The sequence below is a fragment of the Aminobacter sp. BA135 genome (assembly GCF_050859125.1).
Lineage (GTDB): Bacteria > Pseudomonadota > Alphaproteobacteria > Rhizobiales > Rhizobiaceae > Aminobacter > Aminobacter ciceronei.
In genome coordinates, this window is record NZ_CP139572.1 from 3764615 (window position 1) to 3777402 (window position 12788).

At 63.5% G+C, this 12788-nt stretch carries 13 protein-coding genes; 6 read left to right on the plus strand and 7 right to left on the minus strand.

Translation table 11 applies throughout. The features are described 5' to 3' along the window. Positions 1-23 precede the first annotated feature (23 nt). Positions 24-1235, plus strand: a complete 1212-nt coding sequence (locus SLT36_RS18405; RefSeq protein WP_067962660.1) for an NADP-dependent isocitrate dehydrogenase — start codon at positions 24-26, stop codon at positions 1233-1235. Between the two features lie 26 nt (positions 1236-1261). After that, the gene (locus tag SLT36_RS18410; RefSeq protein ID WP_432283844.1) at positions 1262-2044 is read left to right on the plus strand and encodes a hypothetical protein; all 783 of its coding nucleotides are present in this window, start codon (positions 1262-1264) and stop codon (positions 2042-2044) included. A gap of 28 nt (positions 2045-2072) precedes the next feature. Here the strand turns inward: SLT36_RS18410 and SLT36_RS18415 are convergent, their stop codons facing one another. Then, the gene (locus tag SLT36_RS18415) at positions 2073-2921 is read right to left on the minus strand and encodes an AraC family transcriptional regulator (RefSeq protein WP_432283845.1); all 849 of its coding nucleotides are present in this window, start codon (positions 2919-2921) and stop codon (positions 2073-2075) included. Between the two features lie 191 nt (positions 2922-3112). Between SLT36_RS18415 and SLT36_RS18420 the strand changes: the two genes are divergently transcribed. Beyond that, on the plus strand, positions 3113-3511 hold the full coding sequence (locus tag SLT36_RS18420) for a VOC family protein (protein ID WP_432283846.1): 399 nt from the start codon (positions 3113-3115) through the stop codon (positions 3509-3511). Between the two features lie 93 nt (positions 3512-3604). Here the strand turns inward: SLT36_RS18420 and alaS are convergent, their stop codons facing one another. Then, positions 3605-6265: an alanine--tRNA ligase gene (alaS, locus tag SLT36_RS18425; RefSeq protein WP_432283847.1), complete on the minus strand. Its 2661-nt coding sequence runs from the start codon at positions 6263-6265 to the stop codon at positions 3605-3607. Between the two features lie 248 nt (positions 6266-6513). Then, positions 6514-7602: a recombinase RecA gene (recA, locus tag SLT36_RS18430; protein WP_067962672.1), complete on the minus strand. Its 1089-nt coding sequence runs from the start codon at positions 7600-7602 to the stop codon at positions 6514-6516. 276 nt (positions 7603-7878) lie between these two features. On the opposite strand from recA, the gene SLT36_RS18435 reads away from it, so the two are divergent. From SLT36_RS18435 to SLT36_RS18445, 3 genes are all read left to right on the plus strand, one after another. Beyond that, positions 7879-8817, plus strand: a complete 939-nt coding sequence (locus SLT36_RS18435; protein WP_432283848.1) for a carbohydrate kinase family protein — start codon at positions 7879-7881, stop codon at positions 8815-8817. 20 nt (positions 8818-8837) lie between these two features. After that, positions 8838-9764 (plus strand): pseudouridine-5'-phosphate glycosidase, encoded by a 927-nt coding sequence (locus tag SLT36_RS18440; RefSeq protein WP_263007338.1) that lies wholly within the window; start codon positions 8838-8840, stop codon positions 9762-9764. A 214-nt stretch (positions 9765-9978) separates the two neighbouring features. Then, on the plus strand, positions 9979-10278 hold the full coding sequence (locus SLT36_RS18445; protein ID WP_154385528.1) for a hypothetical protein: 300 nt from the start codon (positions 9979-9981) through the stop codon (positions 10276-10278). A gap of 2 nt (positions 10279-10280) precedes the next feature. Here the strand turns inward: SLT36_RS18445 and SLT36_RS18450 are convergent, their stop codons facing one another. The 4 genes from SLT36_RS18450 to SLT36_RS18465 form a co-directional block, all read right to left on the minus strand. After that, entirely contained in the window at positions 10281-10595 is a 315-nt protein-coding gene (locus tag SLT36_RS18450) for a TfoX/Sxy family protein (RefSeq protein ID WP_154385529.1), read from the minus strand. 45 nt (positions 10596-10640) lie between these two features. Beyond that, positions 10641-11021: a Fe-S cluster assembly scaffold SufA gene (gene sufA / locus SLT36_RS18455; protein ID WP_067962685.1), complete on the minus strand. Its 381-nt coding sequence runs from the start codon at positions 11019-11021 to the stop codon at positions 10641-10643. A 101-nt stretch (positions 11022-11122) separates the two neighbouring features. Then, on the minus strand, positions 11123-11521 hold the full coding sequence (locus tag SLT36_RS18460; RefSeq protein ID WP_432288387.1) for an SUF system Fe-S cluster assembly protein: 399 nt from the start codon (positions 11519-11521) through the stop codon (positions 11123-11125). Between the two features lie 5 nt (positions 11522-11526). After that, positions 11527-12768: a cysteine desulfurase gene (locus SLT36_RS18465; protein ID WP_432283849.1), complete on the minus strand. Its 1242-nt coding sequence runs from the start codon at positions 12766-12768 to the stop codon at positions 11527-11529. Between the last annotated feature and the right edge of the window lie 20 nt (positions 12769-12788).

Below are 12788 nucleotides of genomic sequence, written 5' to 3' on the forward strand. Positions count from 1 at the left end.
CAGGCAAAAAGAGGCAATTTCCTATGGCGAAGATCAAGGTGGCCAAGCCCGTCGTCGAACTCGACGGCGACGAGATGACCCGCATCATCTGGCAGTTCATCAAGGACAAGCTGATCCACCCCTATCTCGACATCGACCTCGAATATTACGACCTCGGCATCGAACACCGCGACGCCACCAACGACCAGGTGACCATCGACGCTGCCAACGCCATCAACAAGCACGGCGTCGGCGTGAAGTGCGCCACCATCACCCCTGACGAGCAGCGCGTCGAGGAGTTCAAGCTCAAGAAGATGTGGAAGTCGCCCAACGGCACGATCCGCAACATCCTCGGCGGCACGATCTTCCGCGAGCCGATCATCATGAAGAACGTGCCGCGCCTGGTTCCGGGCTGGACCAAGCCGATCATCGTCGGCCGTCATGCCTTCGGCGACCAGTACAAGGCAACCGACTTCAAGTTCCCGGGCAAGGGCAAGCTGTCGATCAAGTTCGTCGGCGACGACGGCCAGGTGATCGAGCACGACGTGTTCGACGCCCCGGGCGCCGGCGTGGCGATGGCCATGTACAACCTCGACGAGTCGATCCGTGAATTCGCCCGCGCCTCGCTGAACTACGGCCTGCTGCGCAACTATCCGGTCTATCTGTCGACCAAGAACACCATTCTCAAGGCCTATGACGGCCGCTTCAAGGACATCTTCCAGGAGGTCTACGAGAAGGAATTCGAGGCCGAGTTCAAGGCGCGCAAGCTCTGGTACGAACATCGCCTCATCGACGACATGGTGGCTTCGAGCCTGAAGTGGTCGGGCGGTTATGTCTGGGCGTGCAAGAACTATGACGGCGACGTGCAATCCGACACCGTGGCCCAGGGTTTTGGCTCGCTCGGCCTGATGACTTCGGTACTGATGACCCCGGATGGCAAGACGGTGGAAGCTGAAGCTGCCCACGGCACCGTCACCCGCCACTACCGTCAGCACCAGAAGGGCGAGGAAACCTCGACCAATTCGATCGCCTCGATCTTCGCCTGGACCCGTGGTCTCGCGCACCGCGCCAAGCTCGACGACAACGCCGATCTGAAGCGTTTCTCCGAGACGCTGGAACGCGTCTGCATCCAGACGGTTGAAAGCGGCTTCATGACCAAAGACCTGTCGCTGCTGATCGGCCCCGACCAGCCCTGGCTGTCGACCACCGGTTTCCTCGACAAGATTGACGAGAACCTGCAGAAGGCCATGGGCTGATCTGCAACAATACGAGGCCGAACCCAGTGCATGCCGTACATGTGACGTTTGCGACTGCGAACTATTCGCAGGCCAGCAAACTTCTAACGAAGACGACTCGCCGGTTCGGCCTTGAGACCATCGTCTACACACCGGAGCATCCGGTGTCGCGCGATTTGGCGCAACGTTACCCAGCCATCATGAGCGCGCGACGCGGTGCGGGCTATTGGCTCTGGAAGCCATTCGTCATCATGGATGTCTTGAACCGCGTGCCAGATGGCACGCTGGTTCTCTACACCGACATCGCCATGACATTCATCGCCGACCCCGCGCCGCTCATCGCGCTGGCTGAAAAACACCCTGTTTGTCTCTTCCAGATGGGCAGCGCGATGCTGCAGTCGACATGGACAAAGCGCGATTGCTTTGTCGAGCTGAACGCCGACACCGATGAGTTCTGGTCGCTGCCGCAACTCGTAGGCGGCATTCAGCTTTACCGGGCTGGGCCGGAAGCAAGGCAGTTTGTGTCACGCGTGTCCGAAGCCATGACAAGCGAGGCATGTCTCACTGATGCCCCGAACATACACGGGCTTCCGAACCTGCCTGGCTTCGTCGACCATCGACATGACCAGTCGGTGCTGACGATCCTTGCGAAGAGACACAACGCAGCGCTGTTCCCCGATCCGTCGCAGTTTGGTCCATGGCAGAACGAGCCAGGCGAACAGCCATTCGGCGAGACAGTCTTTCTCCATCGCCGGCGGAACCAGCCGCTCCACAAGTGGGTGATCCGGCGGCTTCGCCGTCAATATACCGGTGGCCGCGAGTTTATCTGACGACCACCGGATTTCCCTGCGCCCCAACTCAGGCCAGCGGCAGGTGGATGTCGGTCAGGAGTTCGGCTGGCGCCACGTCGCGCGGGTTGTTGAGGTATTCCTCGAACATCCGCGCGTCGCGCAGTTGGCGACCCGATTTCGGCAGCCATTCGGCATAGAGCCATTTGTAGGCCATGTGCATCTCGGCATACGGCCCCTTGTGGCGCAGCACGGCGTATTCGCCGCCCTGGATGGCGCGGCGCTCGAGCGGTGCGGCGGCAGGTGCTGACGCATCGGCGCTGACGCAGGCGACCGAGCGCAGTCTGTCTTCGGCAACGAGATCGGGGTCGTCGAGATAGATACCGATCATGCGCATGTCGGGCCGCGCCTGGCCGCGGGCGTAGAGCGTGCCGAACAGCTGCTCGAAGGCCTTGCCGATCTGCATGTAGGAGCCCTGATGGGGAACGCCGACGAGGCTGGTGTCGGATATGGTGCGGATCTGAACGTCGAACATGTGGGAAGCCTTTCCTCTGTGGGTTTCGAAGAGCTTGTGGCTTCCCTCCCTCCGGTAGCGCGCCGGCGGCATGCCGTAGACGGCCTTGAAGATGCGGTTGAACGACTGGACGTTGGGATAGCCGGACCGTTTCGCAATCTCCAGGACAGTCAGATCCGTCCCCACGATGTCGCCGGCGGCGCGGTGTAGCCTGAGGCGCTTGACCGTGGCGGCAGCCGTTTCACCGTAGATGGCGCGGTAGATCCTGTGCCAGTGGTAGCTCGACATGCAGGCGATGTCGGCCAGGCAGTCCATATCCAGCTCCTCGTCGAGATGCGCGTGGATGTGAGCCGAAACCCTTCTCAGGCGGGTTTCATAGACTGCCCATGCCGTTTCACCGTTCATGCCAAACCCTTTGCAAATCGATCGGCCGGACAGAAACATAGCCTGATTTGACAAATCCTGCTGAGTTCAAACCGGAGGTCCCGCACCCCTGCCGCATGACAATCCACGCCCCCAGACCAGTGGGATAGCGGATGAGGACTGGAAGCGATACAGCTTGAGATTGCAGGCAAACAGCGATCAGGGGCCAGCCGATGCTGCATCACGTCGAAATCTATGTGTCGAACCTGGAGAGATCGCATGCCTTCTGGGCGTCTCTTCTCGCGCAGATCGGCTATGAGGAAACCGGGCGCTGGAACGATGGCTTCACGCTCGCCCACGGCAACCATGCCTATCTGACCTTCATGCAGGTGGCCGAGAAGCACGCCCATCGGCCCTATCACCGGTCCGGCGTTGGTCTCAATCATCTGGCCTTTCGCGTGGAAGACAGGACGACCGTCGACAGACTCAGGCAGGTGTGCCGGGACAACGGCATTCCCTGCCTCTATGACGAGCGTTATCCCTTCGCCAATGGCGGCAGTGACTATTACGCACTGTTCATCGAGGATCCCGACCGGATCAAGGTCGAATTTGTCGCTGCCTTTGAAGACTGATCCGCCGGCCATCGGCCGGGACGTCGAGACGTCCAAATGAAAAGGGCGGGTGCCGAAGCTCCCGCCCTGTCGATTCCTAAGCCTGATCCAGGATCAGCCGGCCATTGCCTGGGCGACAGCCTCGACAGCCTCGTCGGCCTTGGTGGCGTCGGGGCCACCGGCCTGGGCCATGTCCGGACGGCCGCCGCCGCCCTTGCCGCCAAGGGCCGCGGATGCGACGCGAACCAGGTCGACGGCACTGAGGCGGTCGACGAGATCGGCCGTGACAGCCACGACAGCGCTGGCCTTGCCATCTTCCGACACGCCGATCAGCGTCACCACGCCCGAACCGAGGCCGGCCTTGCTTTCGTCGGCCAAGCCCTTGAGGTCCTTGGGGTCGACGCCTGACACAACCTTGCCGAGATACTTCACGCCAGATATCTCGCGCACCGCATCGGCGGAACCGCCCTGGCCGCCACCCATGGCGAGCCGCTTGCGCGCTTCGGTCAGCTCGCGTTCAAGCTTCTTGCGTTCATCGACCAAGGCTTCGACACGCGACAGCACGTCGGCTGGCGACACCTTCAGTGCTGCTGCGACCGTCTTCAGGCGGCGGTCCTGCTCGTCGAGGTGACGGCGCGCCGCCTCGCCGGTCAGCGCCTCGATGCGACGCACGCCGGCAGCGACGGCGCTGTCGGAGACGATGCGCACCAGGCCGATGTCGCCGGTGGAGCGGACATGGGTGCCGCCGCACAGCTCGACCGAATAGGGACGGTTGGCCTTGGCACCATGCAGGCCGGTGCCCATCGAGACGACCCGAACCTCGTCGCCATATTTTTCGCCGAACAGCGCCATAGCGCCCTCGGCAATGGCATCGTCGACGCTCATCAGGCGCGTGGTGACGGGGCTGTTCTGGACCACGATCTCGTTCGACATGCGCTCGACTTCCTCGAGCTCCTCGGCCGAGATCGGCTTGTTGTGCGAGATGTCGAAGCGCAGGCGCTCAGGCGCAACCAGCGAGCCCTTTTGCGCGACATGGGTGCCGAGCACCTCGCGCAGCGCCTCGTGGATCAGGTGGGTTGCCGAGTGGTTCGACCGCAAACGCGTCCGCCTGTTGTGGTCGACCTTGAGCTCGACGGCAGCGCCCGTCTTGAGCTTGCCCTTGGTAACCTTGCCGTAATGAACGAACAGGCCGTCAGCCTTCTTCTGGGTGTCGGTCACCTCGACGGCGAAGCCTTCGCCTGAAATGGTGCCGGTGTCGCCCATCTGGCCGCCCGACTCGCCGTAGAACGGCGTCTGGTTGACGACGATGGCGACGGTGTCGCCCTCGTCAACGGCATCGACAACGGCGCCGTCCTTGAGCAGCGACAGGATCACGCCTTCGGCCTGCTCGGTCTCATAGCCGAGGAATTCGGTGGCGCCGGCCTTTTCGCGGACGGAGAACCAGACGACCTCGGTCGCAGCCTCGCCGGAGCCCGCCCAGTTGGCGCGCGCCTCGGCCTTCTGCCGCTCCATGGCGTCGGTAAAGCCGGCGAGATCGACCGAAATGCTGCGCTGGCGCAATGCGTCCTGCGTCAGGTCGAGCGGGAAGCCGTAGGTGTCGTAAAGCTTGAAGGCGGTTTCGCCGTCGAGCATGTCGCCCGAGCCCAGCGTCTCGGTCGCATCTGCCAGCAGGCCCAGGCCGCGGGCGAGCGTCTTGCGGAAGCGGGTCTCTTCGAGCTTGAGCGTCTCGGTGATGAGTGCTTCGCCACGGACGAGCTCGGGATAGGCCTGCCCCATCTCGCGGATGAGTGCGGGCACCAGTTTCCACATCATCGGCTCCTGCGCGCCGAGAAGCTGCGCATGACGCATGGCGCGGCGCATGATGCGGCGCAGCACATAGCCACGGCCCTCATTCGAGGGCAGCACGCCATCGGCGACGAGGAAGCAGGACGAACGCAGGTGATCGGCCATGACGCGGTAGGAGGCGACATTGCTTTCATCCGGGCCACGGCCAATCGCCGAGGACGCGGCATCGATCAAGGTGCGGAACAGGTCGGTCTCGAACACGGTCTCGACGCCCTGCAGGATCGAGGCCATGCGCTCGAGGCCCATGCCGGTGTCGATGGACGGGCGCGGCAGCGAGATGCGCTCTTCCTTCGTCACCTGCTCATATTGCATGAAGACGAGGTTCCAGAATTCGAGGAAGCGGTCGCCATCCTCCTCGGGGCTGCCGGGAGGGCCGCCCCAGATGTGCTCGCCGCGGTCGATGAAGATTTCCGAGCACGGGCCGCACGGGCCGGTATCGCCCATCGCCCAGAAATTGTCCGAGGTGGCGATGCGAATGATGCGGTCGTCGGTGAAGCCGGCGATCTTCTTCCAGTGGTCGGCCGCTTCGTCGTCGGTGTGATAGACGGTGACGAGCAGCTTGTCCTTCTTGAGCCCGTATTCCTTGATGATCAGGTTCCAGGCGAGTTCGATCGCCTGCTCCTTGAAGTAATCGCCAAAGGAGAAATTGCCGAGCATCTCGAAGAAGGTGAGATGGCGGGCGGTGTAGCCGACATTGTCGAGGTCGTTGTGCTTGCCGCCGGCGCGCACGCTCTTCTGCGCGGTTGCGGCGCGCGAATAGGAGCGCGTCTCGAGCCCGGTGAAGACATTCTTGAACTGCACCATGCCGGCATTGGTGAACATCAAGGTCGGGTCATTGCGCGGGACGAGCGGACTGGAGGCCACGACCTCGTGTCCGTTCTTCTTGAAGTAGTCGAGAAATGTCGACCTGATCTCGTTCACGCCACTCATATTGCCGCCTTTGATCGCCGCCCTGGACAGATGCACCCCGCCCTTTGCAGGCGGAAATTGGAACTGGCCTTTTAGCCGCCCACCTTAACCCTGTCCAGAAACACCGGACCGGCAATAGCCCGCAATTCCGCCGCCCGATCAGCGAAGCTGTCTTCACAAACGCAAACCGCCGGCACAATGGCCGGCGGTCGCTCAGATCGTCTGTCTTGGGTCTGGTCCAGCGTTCGCCGGACTGGCCCCGAATGTGCCTACATCGCGCCAGCTTCGTCGCCGTCGTCTTCCTCGCGCGAGCCGTTCTCGAGGAACTTCTCGGCGATCAGTCCGGCATTCTGCCTGAGCAGCTGTTCGATCTCACGCGCCGCGTCGGGATTGTTGCGCAGGAACAGCTTGGCGTTCTCGCGTCCCTGGCCGAGCCGCTGCGAATTGTAGGAGAACCAGGCGCCCGACTTCTCGACCACGCCGGCCTTGACGCCGAGATCGACGAGCTCGCCGGTCTTGGACACGCCTTCGCCATACATGATGTCGAACTCGACCTGCTTGAAGGGCGGCGCCAGCTTGTTCTTGACCACCTTGACGCGGGTCTGGTTGCCGACGACCTCGTCGCGGTCCTTGACCGAGCCGATGCGGCGGATATCGAGGCGGACCGAAGCGTAGAACTTGAGCGCATTGCCGCCGGTGGTGGTCTCCGGCGAGCCATACATGACGCCGATCTTCATGCGGATCTGGTTGATGAAGATGACCATGGTGTTGGAGCGCGAGATTGAGGCCGTCAGCTTGCGCAGCGCCTGGCTCATCAGGCGGGCCTGCAGGCCGGGCAGCGACTCGCCCATCTCGCCCTCGATTTCGGCGCGCGGCGTCAGCGCTGCAACCGAGTCGACGACCAGCACGTCGATGGCGCCGGAACGCACCAGCGTATCGCAGATCTCCAGCGCCTGCTCGCCTGTGTCGGGCTGCGAGATCAGCAGGTTCTCGAGATCGACGCCGAGCTTGCGGGCATAGACCGGGTCGAGCGCGTGTTCGGCGTCGACGAAGGCGCAGATGCCGCCCTTCTTCTGGGCTTCGGCCACGGTGTGCAAAGCGAGCGTCGTCTTGCCCGAGCTTTCCGGCCCGTAGATTTCGATGATGCGTCCGCGCGGCAGGCCGCCGACGCCAAGAGCGATGTCGAGGCCGAGTGAGCCGGTGGAGACCGTTCCGATCTCGACAACCTGCTCATTGGCGCCCAGGCGCATGATCGAGCCCTTGCCGAAGGCGCGTTCGATCTGCGACAGCGCCGCGTCCAGAGCCTTGGATTTGTCCACCGAATTATCCTCTACAAGCCGCAATGAATTCTGAGCCATGATACATCACCCCGTGGTCGTCAATGAAGGCCGGCAGATCCGGTACCGATATAATTTTGTATCTGTTTTGTTCTCATTTGGCAAGAGCAGTCAACATACTGATATTTCTTCTTAATCGCATGCGTGTTCTTTTTTTGTTTTAGAGCTGCACGTGATGCAATGTCGCATATGGCGCGACACGCCGCCGTGAAAATGCGCCCGCGTCGCGATTCGGTTGCCGCCCGCCTCGCCAGACACTAAGTTCCACGCCCGAAACCTTTGCCGGACACCTGCATCATGACATCACCCAAGATCCTTGCCATCGGAGGCGCCCATGTCGACCGGCGCGGCCGCATGACGGCACCGTTCGTGGCGGGAGCCTCGATCCCCGGCTCGATGAGCGAGGAGGTTGGCGGCGGCGCTTTCAATGCGCTGCGGGGTGCTGTGCGTCGCGGGGCGACCGGGGCCTTGATGTCGCTGCGCGGCGGCGACGCGGCCGGCGACGCCGTAGCGTCGGAGATCGCGGCCAACGGCATCGAGGACCTGTCGGCCATCTTCCTCGACCGGGCGACGCCGAGCTACACCGCCCTGCTCGACCGCGACGGCGACGTGGTCGCGGCACTGGCAGACATGAGCCTCTACGAACTTGCCTTCGCCAAGCAGCTCAGGCGCGCCAAGACGCGAGAGGCGATCGCCGGCACGGATGCCGTGCTGTGCGACGCCAACCTGCCAGAAGCAGCGCTGGCCAAGCTCGGCGAGATTGCCGACAAGCCGCTGTTCGCCATTGCGATTTCGCCAGCCAAGGCGGTGCGGCTGGCGCCGATCCTCGGCAAGCTCTCCTGCCTCTACATGAACCGGCGCGAGGCGGCGGTGCTGGCTGATGTCGCTGCCGATTCCACGCCCGACGCCTTCGCCCGCGGCCTGCGCGCCACGGGGCTCATGCGCGGCGTCGTCACGGCAGGCGGCAGCTCGGTCTTTGCCTATGACGCCGCCGGCCTGATCGAGATCACACCGCCTGCCCCACGCTGGATCGTCGACGTGACCGGCGCCGGCGACGCGCTGGCGGGGGCAGCGACGGTGGCGCTGCTGCGCGGCCTGCCGCTGGAGCGGGCGCTGCGCGAGGGCATTGCTGCAGCCGTCCTGGCCATAGAAAGTGCCTCGGCGGTGCCCGATCTTGCCCAGGCAGACTTTGACGCGGCGCTGGCCCTTGTGCCGCAAGCCCGGGAAATGGCATGACGCGGACCAAGGAGACCAACATGACGCCTGAAACCGCCCGCCCCTTCATCGACATCCACGCGCCCGTCGCCGCAGCTCTTGCCGCGGGCAAGCCGGTTGTCGCGCTCGAAAGCACCATCATCACCCACGGCATGCCCTATCCCGACAATTCGGCTATGGCGGCCAATGTCGAGAAGATCATCTCGGACGAAGGTGCGGTGCCCGCAACGATCGCCGTCATCGGCGGCCGCATCAAGATCGGCCTGTCGGACGGCGAGCGCGAATCGCTGGCGATGACCGGCGGCGCGATGAAGCTGTCGCGCGCCGACATCGCCTATGCGGTTGCCGAAGGCCGCACCGGCGGCACGACCGTGGCAGCGACGATGATCGCGGCCCATCTCGCCGGCATCAAGGTGTTCGCGACCGGCGGCATCGGCGGCGTGCACAAGGGCGCCGAGAAGAGCTTTGACATCTCGGCCGACCTCGACGAGCTGGCGCGCACGCCTGTCATCGTGGTCTCGGCCGGCGCCAAGGCGATCCTCGACATCGAAAAGACGTTGGAAGTGCTGGAGACGCGCGGCGTGCCTGTCGTTGCCTACGGCTCCGACATCGTGCCGGCCTTCTGGTCGCGCAAGTCGCCCTATGCGGCGCCGCTGCGCCTCGACACAGCTGACAAGATCGCCCGCCTGCATGCGACGCGCGCAGCACTCGGCCTCGACGGCGGCCTTTTGGTCGCCAACCCGGTGCCGGAGAGCGACGAGATCCCGACTGAAACGATGGCCGGCTACATCGAAGCGGCCCAGAAGGCGGCCGAGGCGCAAAACATCTCGGGCAAGGCGGTGACGCCGTTCCTGCTGGCCAAGATTCTCGAACTGACCAACGGCGCCAGCTTGAAAACCAACATCGCCCTGGTCGAGAACAATGCGCGGCTGGCGGCCAAGGTGGCGATCGCGCTGGCCAAGGCGTGAACTGCATTCACATCAATATTAGCGCTGTATAATATACATTCCGGACAAGCAGGCTTAAGCTGCGGCGCGGCCAGCCTGCCGTCCGGGATTGCCCGGCGGCATCATCGGGGTTTGCGTGATGTCCGACAGTGGCGGGCGTTGCCGACTTCTCAGCATGCAGGCATTCGCGCGCTGCTGCGCTGCCGTAGCGTTTGCGTTGCTGGCATTGTCTGTCATGACCGCCCCAGCTTCGGCGCATCGGGCGGCTTCAGGCTGGAACTATCCGCCGGCCTGCTGCCATGGCGACATCGAACATGGCGAGTGCCAGGCCATTCCCGAGAAGTCAGTCAAGGAGAATGGCGGCGGCTGGTCGATCGTGCTTGAGCCCGGCGATCACCGCAAGGTGACGCACCACAACCGCTATTTCGTCCCCTATGGCTCGGAAATCCCCTCGGGCGACGGCAACTATCACATCTGCCTGCATCCGACCGAAGAGCACGAGAACTGCTTCTTCGTGCCGCCTGGCGAGATGTGAGGTTATTTCTTGCTGCGCAGTGCCGCCTCGAACGCCTTGCGCGCCCACACGGTCATTTCATCAGGGTCGTCGACGGCGCTTTCGGGGATTGTCCAGTAGGGCATGTTGACCGGCCGCCCGCCGGCATCGGTCCAGCGCGTTGCCCCCGCCGCCTCGAAATCGGGCGCGCTCACCGCATCAGCCTTGAGCAGGATTTCGCCGCGCACCTCGACGCCGACGATCAGGCCGTCGTGATAGATGCCCTTGCCGCCGAACATCTTGCGGATGGTGACATCGCCAAGGCCGGAGAAGGTCTCGCGGATGGCTTCGTCGCTCATTTCCGATGCCTTTCGGGCTGATGCCTCTGATTCAGCCCCTGCGATTCAGGCCTGCGCGCGCGCTTCGGCGAGCGCCTTGAGGTCGGCGGGCTTCAGCTCGACCGACTCACCGCAGCCGCAGGCCGAGCTCTGGTTCGGATTGTTGAAGGTAAAGCCGGTGCGCAGGGTGGTCACCTCGAAGTCCATCTGGGTGCCGAACAGGAACAATGCCGCTTCCGGAGCGACATAGACATGGGCGCCGTCGCGCTCGATGTGGTCGTCCTTGGGGTTCGGCTCGGTCACCAGGTCGACCGTATATTCCATGCCGGCGCAGCCGCCCTTCTTGATGCCGAGGCGGATGCCCTTGGCATTCTCACGGGTGGCCATGATCTCGCGCACGCGGTCGGCGGCCCTGTCAGTCATTGAGATGACGGCGAAGCGTCCCATTCCAGTCTCCATTCACCGCCGGGTTAAAGGCCCGGGGAATGTTTCATTACAGCGCTAAGATGGTGAAGATTGCATGTCGGCGCAAGCACCACCGCCTGTGCTCAATACCACCCAACCGCCACCTGGGCCTCTTCCGACATGCGGTCGGGCGTCCATGGCGGGTCGAAGGTCATGCTGACCTCGACGCCCGACACACCCTCGACGGCGCCGACGGCGTTCTGCACCCAGCCGGGCATTTCGCCTGCCACCGGGCAGCCCGGAGCGGTCAGCGTCATGTCGATCTTGACGGTGCGGTCGTCCTCGATGTCGATCTTGTAGACGAGGCCGAGCTCGTAGATGTCGGCCGGAATTTCCGGATCGTAGACCGTCTTCAGCGCCGAGACGATGTCGTCGGTCAGCCGCGCCAGTTCGTCCGCCGGAATGGCCGAGGCCGACATGACGCCGTTGCCGCCGGTTTCGGGAGCGGTCTCGTCGGTGGTCGCTGCGATAACGTCTTCCATGGTGCTCATCCGAAGAATTTCCGTGCTTTTTCAAGCGCCTCGGCCAGGACGTCGATCTCGGCCTTGGTGTTGTACATGCCAAAGGATGCCCTGCATGTGGAGGTGACGCCGAAGCGTTTCAACAGCGGCTGGGCGCAGTGGGTGCCGGCGCGCACGGCGACACCCTGGCGGTCGATGACCATCGACACGTCGTGGGCGTGGATGCCCTGCAGCTCGAACGAGACGATGGCGCCCTTGCCGGGTGCATCGCCGAAGATGCGCAGCGAGTTGATCGAGCGCAGCCGCTCATGGGCGTAATCGCGCAGCATCGCCTCGTGTGCTGCGATGCGCTCGCGGCCGATGCCGTCGATGTAGTCGAGCGCGGCACCCAGGCCGATCGCCTGGACGATCGGCGGCGTGCCGGCCTCGAAACGGTGCGGCGGCTCGTTATAGGTGACGATGTCTTCGGTGACTTCGACGATCATTTCGCCGCCGCCATGGAACGGGCGCATGCGCTCGAGCAGCTCGCGCTTGCCGTAGAGCACGCCAATGCCAGAGGGGCCGTAAAGCTTGTGGCCGGTCATGACGAAGAAGTCGCAGTCGAGATCCTGCACGTCGATCGGCATATGAACGGCACTCTGGCTGCCGTCGACAAGAACCGGGATGCCGCGCGCATGCGCGATGCGGCAGATCTCCTTGATCGGCGTCACCGTGCCGAGCGCATTCGACATATGGGTGATCGCAACCAGCTTGGTCCGGTCGGTCAGGCGCTTCTCGAATTCCTCGACATGGAAGGCGCCGAGGTCGTCGACCGGCACCCAGACGAGTTTCGCGCCCTGGCGCTCCCTGATGAAATGCCACGGCACGATGTTGGAGTGGTGCTCCATGATCGACAGCACGATCTCGTTGCCCTCACCGAGGTTCGGCATGCCGTAGCCGTAGGCGACGGTGTTGATCGCCGAGGTGGCGTTGGAGGTGAAGACGATCTGGTCGACATTGGGCGCGTTGAGGAAGCGGCGCACGCTCTCGCGCGCCTTCTCATAAGCGTCGGTCGCGGCATTGGAGAGGAAATGCAGGCCGCGATGGACGTTGGCGTATTCGTTGGAATAGGCGTGGGTGATGGCGTCGATGACGACCTGCGGCTTCTGGGCCGAGGCGCCATTGTCGAGATAGACGAGCGGCTTGCCATAGACTTCACGCGACAGGATCGGGAAGTCGCGGCGGATGGCCTCGACGTCATAGGTGCTGGCTTCGACTTTGTTGTCCATCTTCATGCCTTTGCCGTCAT